Origin of the sequence: Acinetobacter sp. UNC436CL71CviS28, assembly GCF_000620525.1 — a bacterium.
Taxonomy (GTDB): domain Bacteria; phylum Pseudomonadota; class Gammaproteobacteria; order Pseudomonadales; family Moraxellaceae; genus Acinetobacter; species Acinetobacter radioresistens.
This window is the reverse complement of record NZ_JIBB01000001.1, coordinates 33,906-59,294: the sequence shown is the minus strand read 5'-3', so window position 1 is coordinate 59,294 and position 25,389 is coordinate 33,906. Positions and strand designations below refer to the sequence as shown.

Annotated in this window: 37 protein-coding genes; 32 read left to right on the top strand and 5 right to left on the bottom strand. The window is 43.7% G+C overall.

The features are described from left to right. Positions 1 to 29 precede the first annotated feature (29 nt). The gene (gene plsB, locus N518_RS0100370) at positions 30 to 2,597 is read right to left on the bottom strand and encodes a glycerol-3-phosphate 1-O-acyltransferase PlsB (RefSeq protein ID WP_005024417.1); all 2,568 of its coding nucleotides are present in this window, start codon (positions 2,595 to 2,597) and stop codon (positions 30 to 32) included. A 289-nt stretch (positions 2,598 to 2,886) separates the two neighbouring features. Here plsB and N518_RS0100365 point away from each other — a divergent pair, with 289 nt between their 5' ends. Together N518_RS0100365 and N518_RS0100360 are read left to right on the top strand one after the other, a co-directional pair. Continuing rightward, positions 2,887 to 3,759 (top strand): acyl-CoA thioesterase, encoded by an 873-nt coding sequence (locus tag N518_RS0100365; RefSeq protein WP_017400886.1) that lies wholly within the window; start codon positions 2,887 to 2,889, stop codon positions 3,757 to 3,759. Between the two features lie 143 nt (positions 3,760 to 3,902). Beyond that, the gene (locus N518_RS0100360) at positions 3,903 to 5,150 is read left to right on the top strand and encodes a dicarboxylate/amino acid:cation symporter (protein ID WP_017400887.1); all 1,248 of its coding nucleotides are present in this window, start codon (positions 3,903 to 3,905) and stop codon (positions 5,148 to 5,150) included. A gap of 97 nt (positions 5,151 to 5,247) precedes the next feature. Here N518_RS0100360 and yihA read toward each other — a convergent pair whose 3' ends face one another. The 4 genes from yihA to N518_RS0100340 all read right to left on the bottom strand — a co-directional run bounded on the left by yihA (position 5,248) and on the right by N518_RS0100340 (position 8,959). Then, entirely contained in the window at positions 5,248 to 6,084 is an 837-nt protein-coding gene (yihA, locus tag N518_RS0100355) for a ribosome biogenesis GTP-binding protein YihA/YsxC (RefSeq protein WP_026443872.1), read from the bottom strand. Between the two features lie 100 nt (positions 6,085 to 6,184). After that, positions 6,185 to 6,634, bottom strand: coding sequence for an RrF2 family transcriptional regulator (locus N518_RS0100350; RefSeq protein WP_005024423.1), 450 nt, complete (start codon positions 6,632 to 6,634; stop codon positions 6,185 to 6,187). Positions 6,635 to 6,736: 102 nt separating this feature from the next. After that, the gene (locus tag N518_RS0100345) at positions 6,737 to 7,498 is read right to left on the bottom strand and encodes a globin domain-containing protein (RefSeq protein WP_026443871.1); all 762 of its coding nucleotides are present in this window, start codon (positions 7,496 to 7,498) and stop codon (positions 6,737 to 6,739) included. A 267-nt stretch (positions 7,499 to 7,765) separates the two neighbouring features. Beyond that, the gene (locus N518_RS0100340) at positions 7,766 to 8,959 is read right to left on the bottom strand and encodes a PLP-dependent transferase (protein WP_017400890.1); all 1,194 of its coding nucleotides are present in this window, start codon (positions 8,957 to 8,959) and stop codon (positions 7,766 to 7,768) included. 161 nt (positions 8,960 to 9,120) lie between these two features. Between N518_RS0100340 and N518_RS0100330 the strand changes: the two genes are divergently transcribed. The 30 genes from N518_RS0100330 (at position 9,121) to N518_RS0100185 (ending at position 25,343) form a co-directional block, all read left to right on the top strand. Beyond that, positions 9,121 to 9,849, top strand: a complete 729-nt coding sequence (locus N518_RS0100330; protein ID WP_026443870.1) for a type 1 glutamine amidotransferase — start codon at positions 9,121 to 9,123, stop codon at positions 9,847 to 9,849. Positions 9,850 to 10,106: 257 nt separating this feature from the next. Continuing rightward, positions 10,107 to 10,418: a 30S ribosomal protein S10 gene (gene rpsJ / locus N518_RS0100325; protein WP_000070912.1), complete on the top strand. Its 312-nt coding sequence runs from the start codon at positions 10,107 to 10,109 to the stop codon at positions 10,416 to 10,418. Between the two features lie 58 nt (positions 10,419 to 10,476). Next, positions 10,477 to 11,115: a 50S ribosomal protein L3 gene (gene rplC, locus N518_RS0100320; RefSeq protein WP_005018329.1), complete on the top strand. Its 639-nt coding sequence runs from the start codon at positions 10,477 to 10,479 to the stop codon at positions 11,113 to 11,115. A gap of 11 nt (positions 11,116 to 11,126) precedes the next feature. Then, entirely contained in the window at positions 11,127 to 11,729 is a 603-nt protein-coding gene (gene rplD, locus N518_RS0100315) for a 50S ribosomal protein L4 (RefSeq protein WP_005018333.1), read from the top strand. Then, positions 11,726 to 12,046: a 50S ribosomal protein L23 gene (gene rplW / locus N518_RS0100310; protein ID WP_005018334.1), complete on the top strand. Its 321-nt coding sequence runs from the start codon at positions 11,726 to 11,728 to the stop codon at positions 12,044 to 12,046. The genes rplD and rplW overlap by 4 nt, the downstream gene beginning before the upstream one ends. An 11-nt stretch (positions 12,047 to 12,057) precedes the next feature. Then, positions 12,058 to 12,882, top strand: a complete 825-nt coding sequence (gene rplB / locus N518_RS0100305; RefSeq protein WP_005018335.1) for a 50S ribosomal protein L2 — start codon at positions 12,058 to 12,060, stop codon at positions 12,880 to 12,882. Positions 12,883 to 12,902: 20 nt separating this feature from the next. Continuing rightward, positions 12,903 to 13,178, top strand: coding sequence for a 30S ribosomal protein S19 (rpsS, locus tag N518_RS0100300; RefSeq protein ID WP_004985338.1), 276 nt, complete (start codon positions 12,903 to 12,905; stop codon positions 13,176 to 13,178). Between the two features lie 9 nt (positions 13,179 to 13,187). Continuing rightward, on the top strand, positions 13,188 to 13,517 hold the full coding sequence (gene rplV / locus N518_RS0100295) for a 50S ribosomal protein L22 (RefSeq protein ID WP_001982638.1): 330 nt from the start codon (positions 13,188 to 13,190) through the stop codon (positions 13,515 to 13,517). A 1-nt stretch (position 13,518) separates the two neighbouring features. Further along, the gene (gene rpsC, locus N518_RS0100290) at positions 13,519 to 14,271 is read left to right on the top strand and encodes a 30S ribosomal protein S3 (protein WP_005018336.1); all 753 of its coding nucleotides are present in this window, start codon (positions 13,519 to 13,521) and stop codon (positions 14,269 to 14,271) included. Positions 14,272 to 14,274: 3 nt separating this feature from the next. Next, positions 14,275 to 14,688 (top strand): 50S ribosomal protein L16, encoded by a 414-nt coding sequence (rplP, locus tag N518_RS0100285; RefSeq protein ID WP_005018339.1) that lies wholly within the window; start codon positions 14,275 to 14,277, stop codon positions 14,686 to 14,688. Next, the gene (gene rpmC, locus N518_RS0100280; RefSeq protein ID WP_005018343.1) at positions 14,688 to 14,885 is read left to right on the top strand and encodes a 50S ribosomal protein L29; all 198 of its coding nucleotides are present in this window, start codon (positions 14,688 to 14,690) and stop codon (positions 14,883 to 14,885) included. The genes rplP and rpmC overlap by 1 nt, the downstream gene beginning before the upstream one ends. Beyond that, the gene (gene rpsQ / locus N518_RS0100275) at positions 14,882 to 15,139 is read left to right on the top strand and encodes a 30S ribosomal protein S17 (protein WP_005018344.1); all 258 of its coding nucleotides are present in this window, start codon (positions 14,882 to 14,884) and stop codon (positions 15,137 to 15,139) included. Before rpmC ends, rpsQ begins: the two co-directional genes overlap by 4 nt. A gap of 92 nt (positions 15,140 to 15,231) precedes the next feature. Next, on the top strand, positions 15,232 to 15,600 hold the full coding sequence (gene rplN / locus N518_RS0100270) for a 50S ribosomal protein L14 (RefSeq protein WP_005018345.1): 369 nt from the start codon (positions 15,232 to 15,234) through the stop codon (positions 15,598 to 15,600). Positions 15,601 to 15,609: 9 nt separating this feature from the next. Next, positions 15,610 to 15,930, top strand: a complete 321-nt coding sequence (rplX, locus tag N518_RS0100265) for a 50S ribosomal protein L24 (protein ID WP_005024436.1) — start codon at positions 15,610 to 15,612, stop codon at positions 15,928 to 15,930. 15 nt (positions 15,931 to 15,945) lie between these two features. Then, the gene (gene rplE, locus N518_RS0100260; protein WP_005018347.1) at positions 15,946 to 16,482 is read left to right on the top strand and encodes a 50S ribosomal protein L5; all 537 of its coding nucleotides are present in this window, start codon (positions 15,946 to 15,948) and stop codon (positions 16,480 to 16,482) included. Positions 16,483 to 16,491: 9 nt separating this feature from the next. Next, complete coding sequence (gene rpsN / locus N518_RS0100255; RefSeq protein ID WP_005018349.1) at positions 16,492 to 16,797, top strand: 30S ribosomal protein S14; 306 nt, start codon at positions 16,492 to 16,494, stop codon at positions 16,795 to 16,797. 12 nt (positions 16,798 to 16,809) lie between these two features. After that, a complete protein-coding gene (gene rpsH, locus N518_RS0100250; RefSeq protein ID WP_005018351.1) occupies positions 16,810 to 17,205 on the top strand; it encodes a 30S ribosomal protein S8 in 396 nt (131 codons plus the stop codon). Positions 17,206 to 17,218: 13 nt separating this feature from the next. Beyond that, the gene (gene rplF, locus N518_RS0100245) at positions 17,219 to 17,752 is read left to right on the top strand and encodes a 50S ribosomal protein L6 (RefSeq protein WP_005024439.1); all 534 of its coding nucleotides are present in this window, start codon (positions 17,219 to 17,221) and stop codon (positions 17,750 to 17,752) included. Between the two features lie 14 nt (positions 17,753 to 17,766). Beyond that, on the top strand, positions 17,767 to 18,117 hold the full coding sequence (gene rplR, locus N518_RS0100240) for a 50S ribosomal protein L18 (protein WP_005018355.1): 351 nt from the start codon (positions 17,767 to 17,769) through the stop codon (positions 18,115 to 18,117). 2 nt (positions 18,118 to 18,119) lie between these two features. Next, a complete protein-coding gene (gene rpsE, locus N518_RS0100235; RefSeq protein WP_005018357.1) occupies positions 18,120 to 18,617 on the top strand; it encodes a 30S ribosomal protein S5 in 498 nt (165 codons plus the stop codon). A 6-nt stretch (positions 18,618 to 18,623) separates the two neighbouring features. Further along, positions 18,624 to 18,800, top strand: a complete 177-nt coding sequence (rpmD, locus tag N518_RS0100230) for a 50S ribosomal protein L30 (protein ID WP_005012961.1) — start codon at positions 18,624 to 18,626, stop codon at positions 18,798 to 18,800. 3 nt (positions 18,801 to 18,803) lie between these two features. Continuing rightward, on the top strand, positions 18,804 to 19,244 hold the full coding sequence (gene rplO, locus N518_RS0100225; RefSeq protein WP_005018359.1) for a 50S ribosomal protein L15: 441 nt from the start codon (positions 18,804 to 18,806) through the stop codon (positions 19,242 to 19,244). Between the two features lie 45 nt (positions 19,245 to 19,289). Beyond that, a complete protein-coding gene (gene secY / locus N518_RS0100220; RefSeq protein WP_171053907.1) occupies positions 19,290 to 20,609 on the top strand; it encodes a preprotein translocase subunit SecY in 1,320 nt (439 codons plus the stop codon). 20 nt (positions 20,610 to 20,629) lie between these two features. Beyond that, positions 20,630 to 20,746, top strand: a complete 117-nt coding sequence (gene rpmJ, locus N518_RS0100215) for a 50S ribosomal protein L36 (RefSeq protein ID WP_000867907.1) — start codon at positions 20,630 to 20,632, stop codon at positions 20,744 to 20,746. 106 nt (positions 20,747 to 20,852) lie between these two features. Next, positions 20,853 to 21,209, top strand: coding sequence for a 30S ribosomal protein S13 (gene rpsM / locus N518_RS0100210; RefSeq protein WP_005018362.1), 357 nt, complete (start codon positions 20,853 to 20,855; stop codon positions 21,207 to 21,209). A gap of 19 nt (positions 21,210 to 21,228) precedes the next feature. Next, complete coding sequence (gene rpsK / locus N518_RS0100205) at positions 21,229 to 21,615, top strand: 30S ribosomal protein S11 (RefSeq protein ID WP_001040166.1); 387 nt, start codon at positions 21,229 to 21,231, stop codon at positions 21,613 to 21,615. 12 nt (positions 21,616 to 21,627) lie between these two features. Continuing rightward, on the top strand, positions 21,628 to 22,251 hold the full coding sequence (gene rpsD / locus N518_RS0100200) for a 30S ribosomal protein S4 (RefSeq protein ID WP_005018363.1): 624 nt from the start codon (positions 21,628 to 21,630) through the stop codon (positions 22,249 to 22,251). Positions 22,252 to 22,268: 17 nt separating this feature from the next. Then, the gene (locus N518_RS0100195) at positions 22,269 to 23,276 is read left to right on the top strand and encodes a DNA-directed RNA polymerase subunit alpha (RefSeq protein ID WP_005024445.1); all 1,008 of its coding nucleotides are present in this window, start codon (positions 22,269 to 22,271) and stop codon (positions 23,274 to 23,276) included. A gap of 18 nt (positions 23,277 to 23,294) precedes the next feature. Further along, on the top strand, positions 23,295 to 23,672 hold the full coding sequence (gene rplQ, locus N518_RS0100190) for a 50S ribosomal protein L17 (RefSeq protein ID WP_005018373.1): 378 nt from the start codon (positions 23,295 to 23,297) through the stop codon (positions 23,670 to 23,672). A gap of 180 nt (positions 23,673 to 23,852) precedes the next feature. Further along, the gene (locus N518_RS0100185) at positions 23,853 to 25,343 is read left to right on the top strand and encodes a flavin-containing monooxygenase (protein ID WP_005024447.1); all 1,491 of its coding nucleotides are present in this window, start codon (positions 23,853 to 23,855) and stop codon (positions 25,341 to 25,343) included. Positions 25,344 to 25,389 lie beyond the last annotated feature (46 nt).

Genomic DNA, 25,389 nt, shown 5'->3' with positions numbered 1-25,389 from the left:
AAAAGCCGCTGTCAGCGGCTTTTTTTAAATTACTTTCTCTTGCGCATCAAGCGGCGTTTAGCTTGCTGTGCAGCCACTGCATTTAAAGCTTCTTGCAGTTCTTCATCACTAAAGTCAGTAATGTGATGCAACATTTGCAAGGTCACTTCATCCAGTACCAGTTTGGCACCTTCGGCCATATTGCTAAAACCGGCATCGAATTCAATTAGGCCATTCTCATTGGTACGGATATATTCTTGCTGGGTTAAGACTTTAATAAAGCTCTGGAACAGGGCCTTATCAAAGAATTCTGGTGAGTTAAATTCATAAAGTACAGACAGGCGCTGACCCAGCAGATGGCTTAAATCTTCAACCTGTTTTGCAGAAATGGTGCCAGAACCCCGTTGCGTAATTAGGGCCAAGGTCATGTAATAACGCTCTAGGCTCTGTTTTACTGGGGCGGCTAATACAACCAGCTGATTATGTTCTTCAGTATTTGGGGCAGAACTGAGCAGATTGCCTTCTTCATCCTGGCTCATCAGGCCACCTTGAATCAGGGCATCTGCATTTTGGCAAATCTGCTCTTTCAATTCATCAGTATTCCATTTCAGGAATAACTCGGCCTTCAGGAATGGATATAAAGTACGGATAACACTGATCAGATCGCCGCGGCTGATTTTACCATTGTGCTCAACCAGTGATGCAACCAGAGAAGGCAAAACAAACGAATGCAAAATATTATTGCGGAAATAGGTCAGTAAGACTGCCTGATTATCTTCAATTGCAATAATATCCCCCAGTACATGCTGAACCCGTTTGATCAGTTTTAGTTTCAAGCCATAGGCAATTATTTCTTTACCAGATAAAGGCGTAACCTGAGTACGTTCATCATAAGGCAGTGCAGAGGCCAGACGTCGGTAAGCATCAAGCTGTTTAATACATACTTCTTCATCAAGTGTATGTTTCGGAGTGGCCAGTAAGATGAGTGATAATAACGATACTGGATTAATTACCACCGCACGGTTGATATTTTCTAAAATAGCAACAGCCGAGCTATTAATTGCTTCTGAAACTGCTGCAGGAACCGGATCATCATTTTTCTCGATGACTATATTTTCGGCGCCGTGCTGTTTCAGCAAGTCATCTAGAAACACAGGTTCACCGAAATTTACGTGGACCTTACCAAAAATCCGTTCGATTTTACGCAGGGTCTGCAAGATTCCAAAAATAGATTCAGCTTCTTTTGGTTTGCCCTGCATTTCACCTACATACGTTGCGCCTTCCATGAGACGTTCATAGCCAATGTAGGTGGGTACAAAGGCAATAGGTTTAGCACGTCCACGTAGATGGCTATGCACAGTCATCGCCAGCATGCCGGTTTTGGGTGGCAGCAGACGGCCGGTACGTGAACGGCCACCTTCAATAAAGTACTCAAGCGGTGTATTACGTGAGAGAATGCTATATAGATATTCTTTAAATACCGAAGTATACAGTGCGTTGCCACGAAAAGAGCGACGAATAAAAAATGCGCCCCCACCACGTAACAGCTGGCCCACGAATGGCATATTCAGGTTGTCGCCTGCCGCAATATACGGAACCATCAAACCACGCTTATAAATCACATAAGAAAGCAGCAGGTAGTCGATATGACTACGGTGACATGGTGTATAGATAATTTCATAGTCTTTTGCCAGTTCACGAACAGTATTAAAGTTATGTACTTCTACACCATCATAAAGCTGCGTCCAGAGGCGGGTCAGTGCCATATCGGCAAACCGTACTGCTGAAGCTGAATAATCCGATACGATCTCATTCAAGTAACCAATTGCACGGCGTTCAGCTTCCAGCATGCTAATTTTGCCACGGATGCTTTCACGGCGAATGGCTTCTTGAACATCACGCGATTTGATCAAAGACTGCATCACATTGCGACGGTCAGATAAATCTGGTCCGAGTACGACTTCGCGCTGGCAATCCAGATAGTCATTTAAGGTACTAATAATATAAGTCGCTGCTGAGAGGTTCGGATAATTTTCTTTGGCGTATTCAACCAGTGTACGTAAAGACTGGCCTTCATGAAATTCCAGATACGTTTCACGGCCATGTAAACCAATATTAACCAGCTGTTTGACTTTACCCGGCGTCGCCCAGGTATCTGTAAATAAAAGTTTAAACCAGGAATCTTCTTTATCTGGCGAGCGGCCCCAAAGCACAGTAACTGGCACCAGTTCAATATCGTACTGTGGATACTGGTCGAGAAGCTCAATCAGACGAAGTAAACGGGGTGGAAAATTATGAGCTGGCGGATTTAAAAGATTTTTTTCATCATGATGTTGCAGAAAAAGAACCGAAGCTTTTTCTTTATGCTCGGCAATGACCAGCGGGTCCAATGCCGGAGCAAGCTGTAAACGTCGGGTTTCTGCATCTACAATTAAGGCGTTACTGCGAGAATAGTTTTGCAGGACATAACAGGTAATTTTTTTATTAACTTCAGCCAATTCCTGCTCTTCAGCCGGTGACTTGCCTGGAACTTCGCCAATAACATGGGGGGTTACGACAAGGTCAAGCAGCTTGCTTGAAAGCCGCCGATACAACTGACCAAATCCACTCTTGGACATAAAAACTCCTAGCTAGACGACTGAAACCGGTATCCGGTCATCGACTGATTTTGTATTAAATCGAACAGAAAAACGGGTCTGCCATTTTCTGCTAAAACAGAAGAGAATGGCTAGCTTTTATCGTTAAAAATCGTATTTTTAGGGATTATAACCCAAAAGTAAATATGGCAGCAGCTCTCAGGAAAGTTTAGCGTTTTACTCAGAAAATATGGCAAAATAGTTTATCTATCTTGTTTTCGTTCATCATTTCATGGGGCTGTTTCGGTCTTCCATTCATTAAAGGTATCTTATGAATACTTTAACTCAAGAACTTGTTGAGCTTTTAACCCTGGAAAAGCTAGAAGATAATATCTATAGGGGAATAAGCCGCAACCTGGTCGGTAAACGGGTGTTTGGAGGCCAAGTACTTGGACAGGCCTTACGTGCAGCATCTTATACTGCGGACCGTCCCGCACACTCCATGCATGCTTATTTCCTGTTTGGTGGCGATGTTAATGCGCCTATCATTTATGAGGTTGAACGTCTGCGTGACGGAAAAAGCTTTGTCAGCCGTCAGGTGCGAGCCATTCAGCATGGACGTACCATTTTTTCTGCGATGGTGTCTTTTGCAGAACCGGAAGAAGGTTTGAACTACCAGCATCAGGAACCAAGTTATCCTGCACCTGAAACACTAAAAGCCGAGCAGGAGTTAAAAGAAGGTTTAATCAGCTTTATCCCTGAAAATGTACGTGCCAGCTTTATGCGGAATCGTCATATTGAAATCCGTCCGGTAAATATAGATAACCCGTTTCAGCCCCAACCTGAAGCACCTTATTATGCCCACTATTTACGAACCCATGACCAGATTGCAACCGAAGTCGATGAAATTTCCCTGCATCAGGCCATTGTAGCGTTCTATTCTGATTTCACCTTGATGACCACAGCGCTACGTCCACATGGCTTAAGCTATCTTTCACCAAGTCTGCAATGTGCCAGTCTGGATCATGCAATTTATTTCCATCGCCCTTTGCGCGCGGATGAATGGATGTTATATGACATGGAGGCAACAGTCAGTGCCAGCTCACGCGGTTTAAACTTTGGCCGCATGTGGCAAAATGGCCAGCTAGTGTGCAGTACTGTACAAGAAGGCCTGATGCGTTTACGTGAAATTGAAACCCAGTAATATCTGCTAAAAAGTACATTCTAAAAGCCCTCCTCAGGGAGTGGCTTTTAAATATTAATAAAAGTCCCTATAAATAGCCTCGATTCTTGTGGAAGCTCATGGCATAGTGCCTGAAAGGGACTACTTGACTACTGCTTACTCTAATGAGCCTAAATACACAGATTCTATTTGCTGCCATTATCGGGCTAGCTTTCGGTTTTTTCTTAAAATATAACCCTGACCTCAGTTTTTTTGACAGCAGTATTTATCTGCTCGGCATTGCCAGCAGTATATTTATTGGTTTGCTCAAGATGTTGCTCATTCCACTCATTTTCAGCTCGATTGTGGTTGGTGTTTCTAACCTACAGTCTGGTGGGCAATTGGGCCGAGTCTGGAAAACCACCTTAATTTGCTGTGTGACCACTACAACCCTGGCACTAATTTTAGGTATTGGTTGTGCCCATCTGTTTGAAGTGGGTAAAGGGATGAATATTAGTTTATTCCAAGAAGCCATGCAGTCACATCAGACCCCGGATACAATGACACCGTCTGCTTTTTTTACCAACTTTATTCAAAATACTCTTATTAACCCGTTTAAAGCTTTTAGCGATGGTAATGTGCTGGCTGTAGTAGTGTTTGCATTGTTTCTAGGGGTTGCACTGGTGAAAGGCGGGGAGAGGTTTAATTCGATTCGCGGACTGAGTCAGCAGTTTTTTGATCTGATGATGATGTTGGTCGGCTGGGTCATGAAACTGGCTCCATTGGGTATTCTGGCACTCCTGGCAAAACTGGTCGCGACTGAAGATATTTCTATTTTGAGTCGACTGGCTGAATTTGCTGCAGTAGTAACCGGCACAACAATTTTTCATGGACTGGTAGTCTTGCCGCTACTGCTCTGGATTTTTGGCCGGATGTCACCGATACGCTTTTTCCGTGGTGCACGTATTCCCTTGGTAACAGCTTTTGCAACCAGTTCGAGTTCAGCAGTCATGCCTTTGAGCCTGAAGGCTGCACAGGAGAATCTGGGAGTACGACCTCATATTGCCGGTTTTGTAATTCCTTTGGGCACACAGCTTAATATGGATGGGACGGCTCTTTATGAAGCTGCGGCGGCTTTGTTTATTGCGAATCTGATCGGGCTGGACTTAAGCTTGGGACAACAGGTGATTGTCTGCCTGACCGCCATGATTGCTTCATTAGGGGCCCCGGGAATTCCAAGTGCAGGAATGGTTACCATGATTATGGTATTACAGTCAGTAGGGTTGCCTGCCGAAGCAATTGCTATTTTACTGCCGATTGACCGTTTACTTGATACAGTGCGTACTGTAGTGAATGTGCAGGGTGATATGATGATTAGTGTAGTGGTAGACCGTTATAGCCAGCCGGCTAAAGATCTTCAGTCCGAAGTTTAAAAGAACTGTGTTCTGTATTTCCTTAACATGGACTGCAAAGTATTCCTACCGGAGAAATAATATATTCCGGTAGGATAATTTCTGCATCTTTATCGGGCTATTCTGGTTTTTGTTCAGCGTGCTGTTCTGGTAAAAAGTCTTCCAGTTCTTCTACAGTATCCACTTCATCTTCTTCAACTGCTTCTGGAATACTGTCCAGATCAAACTGTGTAGACTGTTCTAGCGTAAAGTTCAGACGACCCGCCATAACACTGGCCAGCTCTTCTAACCCCTGTTTGTTCAATGAAGAAAATAGCTGGATCGAGAAATTGAGCTTCATCTTCTTCAATTCCTGCTTGACCTCAAGCAAAGTTTTATTAGCCGGACCGCGGTTTAACTTGTCTGCTTTCGTCAACAGGATATGTACAAACAGTTTCCGGGAATGTGCCCATTCCAGCATCATGGTATCGAAATGCTGTAACGGATGACGGATATCCATGAGCAGTACTAAACCTTGCAGGCTTTCACGGTGAATCAGATAATTTTCCAGTTCTTTTTGCCAGACAATTTTCATGGTCTCTGGAACGGCCGCATAACCATAACCAGGTAAATCTACCAGACGCTGGTTAGGGTTACCCAGACTAAAAAAGTTGATCATCTGGGTACGGCCAGGCTTTTTAGAGGCACGTGCTAGTTGTTTTTGGTTGGTTAATGCATTAATGGCACTGGATTTTCCAGCATTTGAACGACCTGCAAATGCAATTTCGTAACCGGTATCTTCAACACAAAGCGAAAGCTTGGGTGCACTCATCAGGAACTCGGCTTTACGTAACCAGTTTAGTGCTCGTACAGAGTATTCGGTAATAGCAGGGTCCAGCGCTTTTTCATAGCTGATTTTCTGCTTAGGCACCTGCGCCGTTTTACTGTTTTTAGATTTACCACTGCTGCGATGCATAGCACTTCACTTGCGTTACTGAGATTACAGCGCCTAGTATAAAGGAAGTAAAGGATTCTCGCGAATCTTGTACTATCAAGTTATACAGATTAGCAAAAATTCAGGAAAGATTGAGTAAAGTAATTGCTGAATGAGTAGAGAGATGTGGTTGAACAGGCTGAATATTTAGAACCTGGCCCAATGTATATTGGTTCAGACTCTGATAGAACTGTTCAACTGCTGTATCTAAAATACCTTTAAGGCCACAATCTGAACGAAGCACACAAGGCGGTGAATTGCATTCTACAATTGGCTGGTCACCTTGCAGTATCCGAACAATATCACCTACACGTGAATCAAGTGCCTGCGGATTCAGCTGAATACCGCCCCCTTTGCCACGTAATGTAATCAGCCAGCCCTGTTTACCCATAAAATGTACAATCTTGACCAGGTGATTATGAGAAATCTGTAGATCTACTGCAATTTCTGCAATGGTATATGGCGTATTTCTTGGACGTGAAATATACATCAAGCTACGCAAAGCATAATCAGTGAATTTATTTAATTGCATGACCAGCCAGCTTTGGAAACAGGGAAATAGGACACTATCTTAGCCTGAAAGCTTCCCGAAAGAAACTTTCAGTACATTATATAAATCTTTATATTCATAACATCAAAAACTTACCGGTGCAGTCACATCCACTTGGTCGCCTGCTTTATAGTGGTTGAGCAGAATGTCTTCTACAGAGTATTCCGTCGGGGTTGGGTCAGGCTTGACCACAAATGTATAACTATTTTCTTGAGCTTCCTGAAAACTGAACTGGAGTGGTTGTAACAGTTCCTGACCAGGAACATGGACACGGACTGAAATAAACGCGCCCGCATCAGCCGGAGAAATTGGCTGACCATCTGCTGCCTCTATGGTAAAGCGTTTACCACCTTCTACATCTTCAACCTGTGTAATCTTGAAAGAACGCCAGCCAGCCCAACCACCTTGATGCTCTGCCAAGTTGCTGTATTTCTGTTTTTCCACCCCAATTAAAATATCTGCCAATTGTAAATAAGCCTGTTTCCATGCTTCGATCAATTCCGATTCGAATGGTACATCCAGTACTTCACTAATCGAATGCAATAAATTATCACCCACGATTGCATATTGATCAGGTTGAATGTCGAGGCTGACATGTTTGGTAGTGATGCGTTCAACGGCCTTAGCTAAAACAGCAGGATTCTCAATGTGCTCTGCATAAGCTAGTACCGCAGCAGCCAGTGCGCGTGGCTGGCGTCCTGTACTTTGATGGTCCAGATTGAAGACATTTTTTAATTCTGGATAGTTGTTTAGCATGCGTTTGTAGAAATAGCTGGTTAGTGCCACACCATTTTCACGCAGTACAGGAACAGTAGATTGGACCAGTTCGATTTGTTGTGAATTCATGTTGAGAATCTCAAGGTATCTAAAAAGATATATTTAAAATACATTTTTAAAAATTGTTATGCAATAGATTGCTCATACAAAAACCATATTTTTTTTATGGTTTAAGATAAGTGGTTCTAATTAAATATGAAATAATCATAAATAAAAGCGAAAAATTGTAGTTATATTGAATAATCTACTGTTAATTAAATTTAATCAGCCCATTAAGAATATAATTTTTATAACATGAATAAAAAAAAGAGGAGAGTAAGCTCTCCTTGATTAAAACTATCTTAAAACCTGTAAAGCTTGCTGAATATCGGTTATCAGGTCATCTACAGCTTCAAGGCCAATACAAAAACGGACTAAAACACCCTCTTTTAGGTGGGTACATTCAAGCGTACGCATCTCTTTGAGCTGATACAGCATAACTAAACTGACCGGTCCACCCCAGCTAAAACCTAGCTTAAAGAGTCTGAGCTGGTCACAAAATTTTCGTACTGACTCAAGATCATATTCAGGTTTAAAAATAACGCTGACTAGTCCGGCACTTTGTTTATCTATACAGGTTTCTTTCCAATATTGATGACCGGGTGAATTTTCATCTGCAGGATGTAATACCTGTACAAACTCAGGCTGCTGCTTCAACCAGTTCAAGAGCACAATAGTATTGGCAGACTGCTGCTGATAGCGAAGTTGCATATGAGCCAGACTGCGTTGTATTTGGGCTGCATCATCTCCAGAAATCGAGATTCCCTGAATGGCATGCATGCGAAACAGTTGTTGATATAGTTTCCGGTCACGTGTAACTACACTTCCCATTAGAATGTCAGCACCGCCACTTGGGTATTTGGTCAGGGCATGGACTGTCAGATCTACACTCAAATGCTCATCAGAGAAATCAAAAGCATTAAAAGCAAGACCGGCTCCCCAGGTATTATCTAGTGCAGTAAGTATTCCTGACTGCCGGGCTTTTCTAACCAGTCTTCTTAAATCTGGAAACTCCAAACTGACTGATCCTGCTGCTTCCAGCCATAAAAGTTTGGCCTTTGAAGTAGGCTGAAAACTTTCATGCTCCAGCGCATTATAAATTTTAACCTCAATACCATAACGTTGATGCAGATTGCGCAAATGCTCCATGTTTGGACCATAAATATTGTCTGGAACCCACACCTCATCCCCGTGACTTAAGAAACAGGAATTGACCAGATTAATTGCTGATAGCCCGCTAGGGGTAAGCAGACTGTGCTGTCCACCCTCAATCTGGGCAATATTATCTGCTAGGGTAAAAGTTGTCGGTGTACCGTGTGTGCCATAACTATAATCATATGCATCAGTCCAGTGCCGGTTAAACAGGGCATCGGTGTTTTTAAAAATGATAGTGGATGCACGAAAGAGGGGAGGCTGCACTGTTTCAATATATTGAGGAGCTTTACGTGGTGCGTGAACTAGACACGTCTGTTTATTCTGAATTTTAGACATAATAAACTGGTAACGCTAATGTGGATTAAAATGACAGATAAAGTGATTTTTCCAGATTTTGCAAATGAATTTGTGAAAATGCGTAATCAATTTTTCACTTATCCAAAATTGGCGTCATTTTTGCAAATATTTGGCTAATACATTAATGATTGGTCAATACTATGAAAAAAAATTTAAAGGTCCATTATTTTCAACACATTGCCGGTGAGGGTTTTGGAAGTTGTTACGATTTTTTACGTCAGCATCAAGCCCAGATTAGTGCAACAGAATTTTTTGCCTTGCCTTTTAACCTTCCCGTAGATCTTGAGGCTCTGCCTGATATTGATGATGTCGACTTGCTAATTGTCATGGGTGGAAAGATGAGTGTAAATGATGAAGCACTCTATCCATGGTTAAAAGTAGAAAAGCAGTGGATTCGCCGTTATATTTCAGCTGGAAAACCGGCAATTGGTCTGTGTCTGGGCGGACAGTTGATTGCCAATGCGCTGGGTGCGAAAGTTAAGCCTAATCATCATCAGGAACTTGGCTGGACTACAGTTTACCGTAGCCGAACTATTCCCAAAGACTGTTTTGCTCTACCTGCCCAGTTTGAAGTAATGCAGTGGCATCGGGAAACCTTTGAAATTCCTCACGGCGCTATCCATTTAGCAGAAAACCCAGCATGTGCCAACCAGATGTACCAGATCGGAAAAAATGTACTTGGTTTCCAGTTCCATCCAGAAATCACTCCAAATACCTTGAGGCTTTTTCTGGATGATGATGAGGAGTTATCCATATTCAACGGTGATTACATACAGTCCGCAATACACTTAAAAAAATCGGTTTCCGAACAGTTTGTCGTGGGGAACTCTATTTTGAATGAAGCGATTCAATACGTATTGCGTAATTAATATGCCAGTGCTCCTTAAATATCAAATAACCCAGATAAAATCAGGAAAATTGAAAAAGAGAATTGCGTAAGAGTTAAACAATCGTTATAATGAGCAACCCCTAAATTTGGGGCACTAACGGCGAATAAAGTCGTTAGGATCGTGACAGTCGTGGCATCGATCATGACCTTAGTGATTTTCACTGCCTTTGACACTTACCAATAGGTGAGGTGCGTCAAGGGTGATTCTTTATATATTTTGGCTTGGAGTTTACTGGTATGTCTAACCAGAGAATCCGTATCCGTCTTAAGTCTTTTGATCATCGTCTGATTGATCAATCTGCTCAAGAGATCGTAGAAACCGCTAAGCGTACTGGCGCACAAGTGTGTGGTCCAATTCCGATGCCTACTCGCATCGAACGCTTCAACGTTCTTACTTCACCGCATGTAAACAAAGATGCGCGTGATCAGTACGAAATCCGCACCTATAAACGTCTGATCGATATCGTTCAGCCAACAGACAAAACTGTTGATGCGCTGATGAAATTGGATCTTGCGGCTGGTGTTGACGTTCAGATCGCATTGGGTTAAGGCTTTCGGTTAATTAGCTCCTAAGTTAATTAAGCCGCTTTTTTAGAGGTTTACACACATGGCTATTGGTTTAGTCGGTCGCAAGTGCGGTATGACCCGTATCTTCACAGAAGCCGGCGTCTCTGTGCCAGTTACAGTGATCGAAGTTGATCCAAACCGCATCACGCAAATCAAAACGCTTGAAACTGATGGTTATCAAGCAATTCAAGTAACTACTGGTGAACGTCGCGAATCTCGCGTTACTAACGGTCAAAAAGGTCACTTTGCAAAAGCAGGCGTGGCAGCTGGTCGTCTGGTTAAAGAGTTTCGTGTTACTGAAGCAGAGCTTGAAGGTCGTGAAGTTGGTGCTTCTATCGGTGTTGATTTGTTCGCAGTAGGTCAGATCGTTGACGTAACTGGTCAATCAAAAGGTAAAGGTTTCCAAGGTGGTGTGAAGCGTTGGAACTTCCGTACGCAAGATGCTACTCACGGTAACTCTGTTTCTCACCGTGTTTTAGGTTCTACAGGTCAAAACCAGACTCCTGGTCGCGTGTTCAAAGGCAAAAAAATGGCCGGTCACCTAGGTGATGAACGCGTAACAGTACAAGGTCTTGAAATTGTATCTATTGACGCTGAACGTTCTGTTTTAGTTGTTAAGGGTGCTATTCCTGGTGCAACTGGTGGCGACGTGATCGTTCGTCCTACCATCAAGGCCTGAGGGGAAATAACGTGAATTTAAATACTGTTTCCGGCTCTGCTGTTGAGTTGTCTGAAGTTGCCTTCGGACGTGAGTTTAACGAAGCACTTGTACACCAAGTTGTTACAGCTTATTTAGCTGGTGGTCGTCAAGGCTCAAAAGCTCAAAAGTCACGTGCTGACGTATCTGGCGGTGGTAAAAAACCATTCCGTCAAAAAGGTACTGGCCGCGCTCGTGCTGGTTCTATTCGTAGCCCAATCTGGGTTGGCGGCGGTAAAACTTTTGCTGCTCGTCCACAAGACTGGTCTCAAAAGGTTAACCGCAAAATGTACCGCGGTGCAATGCAATGTATCCTGGCTGAACTTGTTCGCCAAGATCGCTTGGTTTTGGTTGAAGAACTTCAGGTTTCTGCTCCTAAAACTAAAGAATTGCTTGCAAAACTGAACGACTTGAACGCACCTCGCGCATTGATCGTTACTGATGCGGTAGATGAGAACTTATATCTTGCAGCACGCAACCTTCCACATGTTGATGTGGTAGATGCAACTGCAATCGATCCTGTAAGCCTGATCGCGTTCGATAAAGTTGTAATGTCTGTAGCTGCTGCTAAGAAAATTGAGGTAGAACTCGGATGAACAACGAACGTATCTATCAGATTCTGAAAGGACCAGTCTTCTCAGAAAAAGCACAAGTTTTAGGTGAAACTGCTGGTGTTCAAGTATTCAAGGTTGCGATTGATGCAAACAAGCTTGAAATCAAAAAAGCAGTTGAACAACTCTTTGGTGTAGAAGTGGTTAAAGTAAACACGACTATTACTAAAGGTAAGTCTAAACGCTTTGGTAAAACATTAGGACGTCGTTCTGATGTTAAAAAAGCATACGTCACCCTGAAAGCTGGCCAAGATGTTGAAATGGCTGACTTGGGCGATACCGCTGAAAGCGCAGCGGAATAAGGACGAAAATTATGCCGATTCAAAAATGTAAGCCAACGTCTCCAGGACGTCGCTTTGTAGAGAAAGTCGTTCACGACCATCTTCACAAAGGCGCGCCTTATGCTCCGTTGGTTGAAGCTAAAAAACGTACTGGTGGTCGTAACAACAACGGTCACATTACAACTCGTCACGTGGGTGGTGGTCATAAACAGCACTATCGTATCGTAGACTTCAAACGTAACAAAGATGGTATTCCTGCGACTGTAGAGCGTATTGAATATGATCCGAACCGTACCGCACACATCGCATTGCTGAAGTATGCTGACGGTGAACGTCGTTATATCATCGCGCCTAAAGGTCTGCGTGCTGGCGATAAAGTACAGTCTGGTAACGATGCTCCAATTCGTACCGGTAATTGCTTGCCACTTCGCAATATGCCACTTGGTTCTACACTACATAACATCGAACTGAAAATTGGTAAAGGCGCGCAGTTAGCACGTTCTGCTGGTACTTCTGTTCAGTTGTTGGGTCGTGACGGTTCTTACGCAATTGTTCGTCTGCGTTCAGGCGAAATGCGTAAAATTCACGTTGAATGCCGTGCTGTAATTGGTGAAGTTTCTAACCAAGAAAGCAACCTTCGCTCACTAGGTAAAGCTGGTGCTGCACGCTGGCGTGGTGTTCGTCCTACCGTACGTGGTATGGCGATGAACCCAGTTGATCACCCGCATGGTGGTGGTGAAGGGCGTAACAAAGGTATTCAACCTGTAAGCCCATGGGGTCAAAAAGCTAAAGGGTACAAGACACGTACCAACAAGCGTACGACTAAGATGATTATTCGCGACCGTCGCGTTAAGTAACAAGTAAAGGAATCTGACTAATGCCTCGTTCTCTGAAAAAAGGCCCATTCGTCGATGCGCACTTGTTCGCTAAGGTTGAAGCGGCTGTTGCGGCTAATAACCGTAAGCCGATCAAAACTTGGTCGCGTCGTTCGATGATCCTCCCAGACTTTGTTGGTCTAACAATTTCTGTTCATAATGGTCGTAACCATGTTCCAGTAATTATTACTGAACACATGGTTGGTCATAAACTCGGTGAATTCGCGCCAACTCGTACCTATCGTGGTCACGGTGTTGACAAGAAGTCTAAACGTTAAGGTGCTATGATGGAAGTTACTGCTAAATTACGCGGTGCCGCTATCTCGGCACAAAAAGCTCGTTTGGTTGCGGACCTTATTCGTGGCAAATCTGTTGCTCACGCGCTTAATATCTTGAACTTCAGCAATAAAAAAGCTGCGGTACTGGTGAAAAAAGCTTTGGAATCTGCAATTGCAAACGCTGAACACAATAACAGTTTAGATGTAGACGACCTTAAAGTTTCTACGATTTATGTGGATGAGGGCATGAGCCTGAAACGCATTATGCCACGTGCTAAAGGCCGTGCAGATCGTATTACTAAGCGTACTTGTCACATCACCGTTAAGGTAGGGGTTTGATATGGGTCAGAAGGTTCATCCAATCGGTATCCGCCTAGGTGTTGTGAAACGTCATAACGCTAACTGGTATGCGAATCCGAAACAATACGCTGAATATTTGCTTAAAGATCTTCAAGTGCGTGAGTTTTTAACTAAAAAACTTAAAAGCGCGATGATCAGCAATATTCTTATCGAACGTCCTACAGGCGCTGCTAAAGTAACTATTAGTACTGCTCGTCCAGGTATCGTAATCGGTAAAAAAGGCGAAGATATTGAGAAATTACAGCGCGAACTTACCAACATCATGGGTGTTCCAGCGCAAGTAAGCATCAATGAAATTGATCGTCCAGACTTGGATGCTCGTTTAGTTGCTGAAGCGATTGCTTCTCAACTGGAAAAACGCGTTATGTTCCGTCGTGCTATGAAGCGTGCGGTACAAAATACGATGCGTGCTGGTGCTAAAGGTATCAAAGTTGAAGTTTCTGGCCGTCTAGGTGGTGCAGAGATCGCTCGTACTGAGTGGTATCGTGAAGGTCGTGTACCTTTACATACACTTCGTGCTGACATCGACTACGCTACCATGCGTGCTGAAACAACTTACGGTACAATCGGTGTTAAAGTTTGGATCTTCCGTGGTGAGATCTTGGGTGGCATGAAACAAGTCATGAACCCTGCTCCAGCTGAAGAGCGTCCAGCTAAACGCGGTCGTGGGCGTGGTGAAGGTCAAGAGCGTCGTGGTCGTCGTTCGGACCGTGCTGCAGACAAGGGAGAATAATCCATGTTGCAACCTAAACGTACCAAATTCCGTAAAGTGCAAAAAGGCCGTAATACTGGTCTAGCACATCGTGGAAGTACAGTATCATTTGGTTCTATCGCACTCAAAGCTACTGGCCGTGGTCGTATGACTGCGCGTCAAATCGAAGCTGCGCGTCGTACCATTAGCCGTCGTGTTAAACGTGGTGGTAAAATCTTTATCCGTGTATTCCCGGACAAACCAATTACTGAAAAGCCATTAGAAGTTCGTATGGGTAACGGTAAAGGTAACGTGGAATATTGGGTTTGCGAAATCAAACCAGGTAAGATCCTGTACGAAATGGAAGGTGTGAACGAAGAACTGGCACGTGAAGCATTTACGCTTGCTGCTGCTAAGCTTCCGTTTAAAACCACTATCGTGACTCGGACGGTAATGTAATGAAAACTAAAGATCTACGTGAAAAATCGGTAGAAGAATTGAAAGCTTTGCTTGATGAGCAGCAGCTTAACCAATTCCGTCTTCGTATGGCGAAAGCAACTGGTCAGTTGGGTAAATCGCACGAAGTGCAACTTGCTCGCAAGGCGATTGCTCGCATCAAGACACTCCTTACCGAAAAACAGGGGAACGGACAATGAGTGAAAATACAGTCCGCACGTTAACCGGCAAAGTCGTAAGTGACAAAATGGACAAGTCTATTGTTGTGCTTATTGAACGCCGCGTTCAACACCCGTTGTATGGCAAACTTATTCGCCGTTCAACTAAATTACACGCTCATGATGAGAACAACGTTGCTAAACTTGGCGACCTTGTGACCATTAAAGAAAGCCGCCCAATTTCTAAAACCAAGTCATGGACATTGGTTGAAGTTGTTGAAGCAGCTGCTGAGTAATTAGACGTTCTTGTTGCATCATCGGACAATTTCAAGTACTCTTTGAGCCTTTCGAAATTGTGACCGGTGATGCTCGGTTTTGGAGTAGGGCAATGATTCAAACCGAAACGATGCTCGACGTAGCAGACAACAGTGGTGCACGCCGCGTACAATGTATTAAAGTACTTGGTGGCTCACATCGTCGTTATGCTTCTGTTGGCGACATTATTAAAGTTACTGTAAAAGAAGCAATTCCACGTGGCCGTGTTAAAAAAGGCGACGTAATGAATGCAGTTGTGGTACGTACTAAGTTCGGTATCCGTCGTCCGGATGGTTCTTTGATCCGTTTTGATGACAATGCTGCTGTATTGTTAAACAACAATAAAGCTCCGATTGCCACTCGTATTTTCGGACCAGTGACTCGTGAACTTCGTACTGAACAGTTCATGAAAATTATTTCACTGGCTCCTGAAGTTCTATAAGAGGCAATCATGGCTAAGATTAAAAAAGGCGATCAGGTAATCGTGATCGCAGGTAAAGAAAAAGGCAAACAGGGTACTGTTCTGTCTGTTTCTGGTGACCGTGTTAAGGTTGAAGGCCTTAACTTGGTGAAGAAGCATCAAAAGCCAAACCGTGTAACTGGCGCTGAAGGCGGTATTGTTACTCAGGAAGCTTCGCTTCATATCTCAAACGTGGCAGTTTTTAATGCTACAACCCAAAAGGCTGACCGTGTTGGTTACCGCGTAGATGAAAACGGTGTGAAAATTCGCGTTTATAAATCTAACGGTGAATCAGTGGCGGTAGCGAAGTAATAGGTTGAATGGGCAATGGCCAGACTTAAAGCGCGTTACAATGAAGAAATCAAGACTAAGTTGAAAGAAGAACTTGGTCTTGCTAATGTGATGGAAACTCCTCGCATTACTAAAATTACCCTGAACATGGGTGTAGGTGCAGCTGCAACTGATAAGAAATTATTAGATGGCGCTGTATCTGATATGCAAGCAATTGCTGGTCAAAAACCAGTGGTAACACTTGCACGTAAATCAATCGCTGGTTTCAAAATCCGTGATGGTTGGCCGATCGGTTGTAAAGTAACTTTACGTGGCGACCAAATGTACGAATTCTTGGACCGTCTGATCTCAATCGCAATCCCTCGTATCCGTGACTTCCGTGGTTTCTCAGCGAAATCTTTCGATGGTCGTGGTAACTATTCTATGGGCTTGAAAGAACAAATCGTTTTCCCTGAAATCGATTTTGACAAGATTGATCGTATTCGTGGTATGGACATTACCATCACTACGACTGCTCGCACCGATGACGAAGGCCGTGCGCTTATGCGTGCATTCGGCTTCCCGTTCAAATAAGAGGTCGATATGGCTAAGAAAAGTATGATTAATCGCGAATTAAAGCGCGAGAAAACCGTTGCTAAATACGCTGCAAAACGTGCTGAATTAAAAGCTACGATTGCAAACGTAAATGCAAGCGACGAAGAGCGTTTTGAAGCGATGATGAAATTACAAGCATTGCCGCGTAATGCATCTCCAATCCGTCTTCGTAACCGTTGTGGTTTAACTGGTCGTCCTCATGGTTACTTCCGTAAGTTTGGCCTGGGCCGTAATAAACTACGTGATACAGTAATGCAAGGTGATGTACCAGGCGTTGTTAAGGCAAGCTGGTAAGGAGCGACTATAATGAGTATGCAAGATACCGTTGCCGACATGCTAACACGTGTTCGTAACGCACAAATGGCGAAGAAACAAACTGTTTCTATGCCGAATTCTAAGTTGAAAGTTGCGATTGCTAACGTACTTCAACAAGAAGGTTATATTTCAAATGTAGAAGTTGCTGATGTTGAAGGCAAACCTACTTTGACTATCACTTTAAAGTATTTTGAAGGCAAGCCAGTTATCGAAACTGTGAAACGCGTAAGCCGTCCAGGTCTTCGCCAGTATCGCGGTAAAGATAAACTTCCAAGCGTTAAGCAAGGTTTGGGTATTGCAATTGTTTCTACAAGCAAAGGCCTCATGACTGATCGCGCTGCACGTGCTGCAGGTATCGGTGGTGAAGTTATTGCTTTTGTTTCTTAATAGGTGATTCCTCATGTCTCGTGTGGCTAAAGCCCCAGTAGCTGTACCTAACGGTGTTACAGTTACTCAGAACGGCCGGCAGGTCGAAGTGAAAGGCACAAAAGGTAACTTGTCTTTCAACCTGCATGCGCTGGTCGAGCTAAAACAGGAAGAAGGTCAGCTTCATATTGCTCCAGTTAAAGAGTCGAAAGACGCTTGGATGCAAGCTGGTACTGCTCGCGCTGTGTTAAATAACCTTGTAAAAGGTGTTAACGAAGGCTTCGAACGCAAGTTGCAACTGATCGGTGTTGGTTATAAAGCTGCGGTTAAAGGTGACGTTGTCAACCTGAACCTGGGTTATTCTCACCCAATCGATTATTCCCTTCCTGAAGGCGTAACTGCAGAAACTCCTACTGCAACTGAAATCGTACTTAAATCTGCGAATAAACAGTTGTTAGGTCAGGTAGCTGCTGACATCCGTTCATATCGTCAACCTGAGCCGTATAAAGGTAAAGGTGTTCGTTATTCGGATGAAGTTGTACTTCGTAAAGAAGCTAAGAAGAAATAAGGCGCGAGGTTCTGATGAACGAAAAGAAACAATCCCGTTTGCGTCGTGCGAAAAGCACACGCTTGCACATTCGTGCATTGGGTGCGACTCGTTTGTGTGTAAACCGCACTCCGCGTCACATCTATGCTCAAGTTATCTCAGCAGATGGTGGCAAAGTTTTAGCGCAAGCTTCTACTTTAGATGCCTCTCTGCGTAGTGGTACTACCGGTAATGTTGAAGCAGCTACTAAAGTGGGTGCTTTAATCGCGGAACGAGCTAAAGCAGCTGGCGTTACTAAAGTTGCATTTGACCGTTCTGGTTTTAAATATCATGGTCGTATCAAAGCCTTGGCTGATGCTGCTCGTGAAGGCGGCTTGGAGTTCTAATCATGGCGAAAGTTGAACAAAACGAAGGTCTCGTTGAAAAGCTGGTTGCCGTTGATCGTGTAGCCAAGGTTGTTAAGGGTGGTCGTATCTTCTCTTTCACAGCATTAACTGTTGTGGGTGATGGTAATGGTCGTGTAGGTTTTGGTCGTGGTAAAGCACGTGAAGTTCCAGCTGCTATCTCTAAAGCACTTGAAGCTGCTCGTCGCAACATGATCACTATCGAGCTTAACGATGGTACTCTGCAACACCCAGTTCGTGCTCGTCATGGCGCAAGCCGTGTATTTATGCAACCTGCATCAGAAGGTACTGGCGTAATTGCTGGTGGTTCTATGCGTGCTGTTCTTGAAGCAGCAGGTGTGCGTAATGTATTGACGAAATGCTATGGTTCTACTAACGCTGCAAACGTCGTAAATGCAACCTTTAACGGTTTGCGTGACATGACTACTCCTGAGAAAGTTGCTGCGAAACGTGGTCTATCAGTAGAACAAATTCAAGGGTAATCAGTCATGAAAACGATTAAAGTTACCCAGACTAAATCTTCATCGCACCGCTTGAAAAATCACAAGCTGAGCCTGAAAGGTTTAGGTCTGCGTCGTATTGGTCATACTGTAGAAGTGCAAGATACGCCTTCTAACCGTGGTATGATCAACCAAGTCTACTATATGGTTAGTGTAGAGGAATAAGCCATGACTCTGCGTTTAAATGAACTTGCACCTGCAGAAGGTGCTAAACGTGAAAACCGTCGTCTGGGCCGTGGTATCGGTTCTGGCGTTGGTAAGACCGGTGGCCGTGGTGTCAAGGGTCAAAAATCACGTAAGAGCGGTGGTGTACGTCCAGGTTTCGAAGGTGGTCAAACTGCACTTTACCGTCGTTTGCCTAAATTCGGCTTCACTAGCCAAATCGCTTTAAAAACTGCTGAAGTACGTTTGTCTGAACTTGCTAAAGTTGAAGGTGATATTGTTTCACTTGAAACTTTAAAAGCAGCGAATGTAGTACGTAAAGATATGTTGCGTGCTCGTGTCGTACTTTCTGGTGAAATTACTCGTGCTTTCACTGTACAAGGTGTTGCATTGACTGCCGGCGCTAAAGCAGCTATTGAAGCTGCTGGTGGCAAAGTCGAGGAGTAATCGCTAGTGTCTATGTCTCCTGGTTCTTCAAGTCATGTTAACATGATGAAAGGTCAACCTTTTCATGTGAAATACCGTGAAATTATTCGTCGAATGATGTTTCTGATCGGCGCATTGTTGGTCTTTCGGCTAGGAGCGCATATTCCAGTACCAGGCATTAATAATGCTGCGCTCGAAAACCTATTTAATGCAAACCAAGGTACGATCCTTGGTTTGTTTAATATGTTTTCAGGTGGGGCATTAGAGCGAATGTCTATCCTTGCGCTTGGAATCATGCCCTACATTTCTGCCTCGATTATTGTGCAGTTGATGTCAACCGTGATTCCAAGTCTTGAAGCCTTGAAAAAAGAAGGCGAGCAAGGTAAGCGTAAGATTAATCAGTACACACGGCAAGGTACGCTGTTGCTGGCTTTAGTGCAAGCAACCGGCATGTGTGCCGGCTTGATTGGGCAGGGGATTACCCTAACTTCAGGTTTGGCTTTTTATGTACCGGCTGTAACCTCTCTGGTTGCAGGGACCATGTTTTTGATGTGGCTTGGAGAACAGATTACCGAACGTGGTGTTGGTAATGGTATTTCCATGATTATTTTTGCAGGTATTGTAGCAGGTTTACCTAATCTGATTATGCAATCGCTTTCATCTGTAGATAGCGGCCAGACCAGCCTGATTGGCTTGGTCATTTTTGGCTTGTTATCACTTGGGGTGCTGGCGGCAATTGTATTTATCGAAAAGGCCCAACGCCGCATATCAGTAAACTATGCACAAAAACAGCAGGGCCGTCGTGTATTTACTGCTCAGCAAACCCACTTGCCATTAAAAATTAATATGGCAGGCGTTATTCCGGCAATTTTTGCCAGCTCTTTGCTGCTGTTTCCAGCAAGCTTGGGCCAGTGGGTAGGGAGTGCTGATCCAAATGCAGGGATGATCAAACGTGGTCTTCAAGACTTGGCTCTTGTATTATCGCCTGGACAGCCTTTGTATTTGGTGCTCTTTGGTGCGTTAATTATCTTTTTCTGCTATTTTTATACGGCACTTGTTTTTAGTCCAAAAGAAGTATCAGAAAACTTAAAACGCAGCGGAGCTTACGTGCCTGGTATTCGCCCAGGTGAGCAAACTGCTCGTTATTTAGATCATATTCTCAATCGTCTGACCTTCATCGGTGCGATGTATATTACAGTGATCTGCTTGATGCCGATGGTATTGCAAAGTTCATTTGGTATTCCGTTTTATTTAGGCGGAACCTCCCTGCTCATCGTAGTAGTGGTTGTTATGGACTTTATGGCCCAGCTTCAGGCTCATCTGACTTCGCATCAGTATGACAACCAGAGTTTAATGAGAAAAACGACTGCTCATCCTAAAGGATAAGCGCACTTAGAGGTTTCATCATGAAAGTACAAGCTTCTGTAAAGAAAATTTGTGGTAGCTGTAAAGTTATCCGTCGTAATGGGGTTATCCGCGTGATTTGCAGCGCTGAACCTCGTCATAAGCAGCGTCAAGGTTAATCTGATCAAGACCTGTTGATTTCAGTAGGCTAATTAGGTTAATATCCGCCCCTCAAGATTTTTGTGGGGCGGTTGATTATCTCTACTGCCTTTTTGGAGAAAGTGAATGGCTCGTATTGCCGGTGTAAACATTCCGGATAACAAGCATGCTGTTATCTCCCTCACGTATATCTTTGGTATCGGTCGCCACACTGCTAAGAATATCTTAGCTGCTGCAGGCATCACACCGACTGTCAAGATCCGTGAATTGGATGATGCTCAGCTTGATGCGATTCGTGCAGAAGTTGCCAAGGTTCCAACCGAAGGTGATTTACGTCGCGAAATTTCCATGAACATTAAACGTTTAATGGATTTAGGCTGCTACCGTGGTCTTCGTCATCGTCGTAGCTTGCCTGTCCGCGGTCAACGCACCAAAACTAACGCACGTACCCGTAAAGGTCCGCGCAAACCGATTAAAAAGTAAGATTTCTGGAAGCTAAAAGATGGCTAAAGATACTCGCACACGCAAGAAGGTCACTCGTACCGTCTCTGAAGGTGTTGCACACATTCACGCGTCTTTTAATAACACCATTGTGACTATTACCGATCGTCAAGGTAATGCACTGGCTTGGGCCACTTCAGGTGGACAAGGCTTCCGTGGATCACGTAAATCAACTCCGTTTGCTGCTCAGGTAGCTGCTGAAGTTGCTGGTAAAGCAGCTTTGGATTACGGTTTGAAAAACCTGGACGTCCTTGTAAAAGGTCCTGGTCCTGGTCGTGAGTCTGCGGTTCGTGCATTAGGTGCAGTGGGTTATAAGATTAATAGCATTACCGATGTGACGCCAATCCCTCACAACGGTTGTCGCCCACCTAAAAAACGTCGCGTGTAAGGAGAAACATTCATGGCTCGTTATATTGGTCCAAAATGCAAACTCTCTCGCCGCGAAGGGACAGACCTGCAACTTAAATCTGGCGTTAAACCTTTTGACGTCAAAACTAAAAAACATGCTAAAGCGCCTGGCCAACATGGGCAATCTCGCGCTAAGCAATCTGAGTACTCACTACAATTACGTGAAAAACAAAAAGTACGTCGTATGTACGGTGTGTTAGAGCGTCAATTTAGTAATTACTATAAAGAAGCTGCTCGTGTTAAGGGTGCAACTGGTGAGAACCTGTTGAAGCTGCTTGAAAGCCGCCTTGATAACGTTGTTTATCGCATGGGTTTTGGTTCTACACGTGCAGAAGCTCGTCAGCTTGTAAGTCACCGTAGCATTACTTTAAATGGCCGTCGTGTAAACATTGCTTCTATTCAAGTAAAAGCTGGTGATGTTATTGCGGTTCATGAAGGTGCTAAACAACAATTACGTATTAAAAGCGCAATTGAATTAGCTGCTCAACGTGGAATTCCAGCTTGGATTGAAGTTGATCATTCTAAGTTCGAAGGTACGTTTAAAGCTGCGCCGGATCGTTCTGATTTACCTGCTGAAATCAACGAAAGCTTGATTGTAGAATTGTATTCTAAATAATCCTTGAGGTAGCAATAATGACGCGTACTGCAAACGAGTTTCTAACTCCGCAAGCGATCAAGGTCGAAGCGGTAAGCGGGACCTCGGCAAAAGTGATTCTGGAACCTTTAGAGCGTGGCTTTGGTCATACTCTAGGTAATGCTTTACGTCGCATTCTATTGTCTTCTTTGCCTGGCGCTGCTGTGGTTGAAGTAGAGATAGAAGGTGTCGAGCACGAGTACAGTACTTTAGAAGGCTTGCAGCAGGACATCGTCGAGCTCTTGCTGAACCTAAAAGGATTGTCTATTAAGCTGTTCGATCAAAACGAAGCTTACTTAACATTAGAAAAACAAGGTCCAGGCGATATTACTGCTGCTGACCTGCGTTTACCTCATAATGTTGAGGTGGTTAACTCAGAGCATTTGATTGGTACACTAAGTGCTTCAGGCTCAATTAAAATGCGCTTGAAGGTTGCTCAAGGTCGTGGTTATGAGACTTCTGACTCACGTTTCCCGGAAGGTGAAACCCGTCCAGTCGGTCGTTTACAGTTAGATGCTTCTTATAGCCCGATTCAACGTGTGTCTTACACAGTAGAAAACGCTCGTGTAGAACAACGTACTGACCTTGACAAGCTGATCATTGATCTTGAAACCAACGGTACTGTTGATCCTGAAGAAGCAATCCGCAAAGCGGCAACAATCTTGCAACAGCAAATTGCAATTTTTGTTGATCTTCAGAAAGATCAGGCACCTGTGGCTCAAGAACCTCGTGAAGAAGTTGACCCAATTTTGCTTCGTCCAGTGGATGATCTAGAGCTAACTGTTCGTTCTGCTAACTGTTTGAAGGCAGAAAATATTTACTACATTGGTGATCTTGTTCAACGTACTGAGGTTGAGTTACTTAAAACTCCAAACCTGGGTAAAAAATCGTTGACTGAGATTAAAGATGTTTTGGCATCGAAAGGTTTACAACTCGGCATGCGTTTAGAGAACTGGCCACCGGCTAGTCTGCGTATGGACGATCGTTTTGCCTATCGTAGCCGTTAATTAAGTAGGACTATCACCATGCGTCATCGTAATAGTGGTGTGAAATTAGGCCGTACAAGCAGTCATCGTAAAGCGATGTTCCAAAACTTGGCTAATTCTTTGTTCGAACACGAGTTGATTAAAACAACTGTGCCTAAAGCAAAAGAGTTACGTCGTGTTGCTGAGCCTTTAATCACTTTAGCTAAAAACGATACTGTAGCAAACCGTCGTTTAGCGTTTGCTCGTACTCGTTCAGCAGCAACTGTTGGTAAGTTATTTACCGTTCTTGGCCCTCGTTACAAAGAACGTAACGGCGGTTATCTGCGTGTTCTTAAAGCTGGTTTCCGTGCAGGTGATGCTGCACCGATGGCTTATGTAGAGCTTGTAGATCGCGAAGTTCAAGCTTCTGCAGAATAATTTTTATTATTCAAAAAAAGGTCGGTTTTTAATCGGCCTTTTTTTATTGATTGTCTGACCAAATGTAAAATTGTCCTCAACTGATAAGAAAAATAGATAAATTGCATAAACTTGACATTGTCTATTGTCAATTTTATGTTTTAATAAAATAATCGTGTTCAACAAGGTTATAACAATAAAATGGATAAACACATTGATGTTCTAATTGTAGGAGCTGGTATTTCAGGCTTGGGTCTGGCTGCACATCTTTCTAAAAACTGTCCCCAACGCTCATTTGAAATTGTAGAAAGACGTGAAGGAATCGGGGGAACTTGGGATTTATTCCGCTATCCAGGTATCCGCTCCGATTCGGATATGTCGACTTTTGGTTATAATTTCAAACCATGGCGTAAGGCCAAAATTCTGGCAGATGGTGCCTCAATACGCCAGTATTTACATGAGGTTGTGGATGAATTTCACCTAGACAGGAAAATTCATTTTAAACACCGAGTAATTTCTGCGAATTATGATACGGCCCTTAAACTCTGGATAGTGGAAATCGAAGACCAGCAAGGTCAGAACCAGACTTGGTACGCTAATTTTCTACTCGGCTGTACCGGTTACTATAATTATGATGAAGGCTTTATGCCTGAGTACCCTGGACAACACCAGTTTAAAGGTACTTTGGTGCATCCTCAGCATTGGCCAGAAAAGCTGGACTATACTGGCAAGCGAGTCATTGTGATAGGTAGCGGTGCAACAGCTATTACTCTCGTACCCTCTATGGTGAAAGGGGGGGCGGCTCATGTAACTATGCTACAGCGTTCGCCTACCTATATTGCTTCAATTCCTTCTATTGATTTTGTTTATCAGAAAATGCGTGGTTTTCTTTCGGAAGAGATGGCTTATAAACTGACGCGTGCACGTAATATTGGTATGCAGCGTGCAGTCTATGCACTCTCACAGAAACAACCTAAACTGGTACGTAAGCTCCTTTTAAAATCGATCGAAATGCAGCTTAAAGGTAAAGTGGATATGAAACACTTTACTCCAAGCTATAATCCATGGGATCAACGCCTTTGTGTAGTGCCCGATGGTGACCTGTTTAAAGCTTTGCGTGAAGGTCATGCCAGTGTCGAGACTGACCATATTGAAAAATTTACTGAAACAGGAGTCCAGTTAAAGTCAGGCAAGCATCTGGAAGCAGATATTATTATCTCTGCAACTGGTTTGCAGATCCAGATTATGGGTGGAATACAGGGAACTGTAGATGGTCAACCGATAGATACCTCAGAACATATGCTATACAACGGTATTCTGATCAGTGACGTACCTAATATGGCAATGATTATTGGTTATATTAATGCTTCTTGGACATTAAAAGTCGATGTTGCAGCAGAGTATATCTGTCGACTACTTAATTATATGGATAAGCATCATTATGATGAAGTGATAGCGCCTACCGATCATAGTGAGATTGAACAGGATACTGTGATGGGTAGCCTGTCCGCAGGATATATCCGTCGCGCTGCCGACGTAATTCCAAAGCAGGGGAAACATGCACCCTGGCAAGTGACTAATAACTATCTGGCTGATCGTAAAGCCCTGAAACAGGCGGGTTTTGAAGATGGAATCTTGCAATTTACTAAGCGTGATAAACAGCTAGAACGTAAACCTAAACTGGTTTCATAATCCCAATTAAAAAGGAGCTTTAAAGCTCCTTTTGTAGTATTAGAAT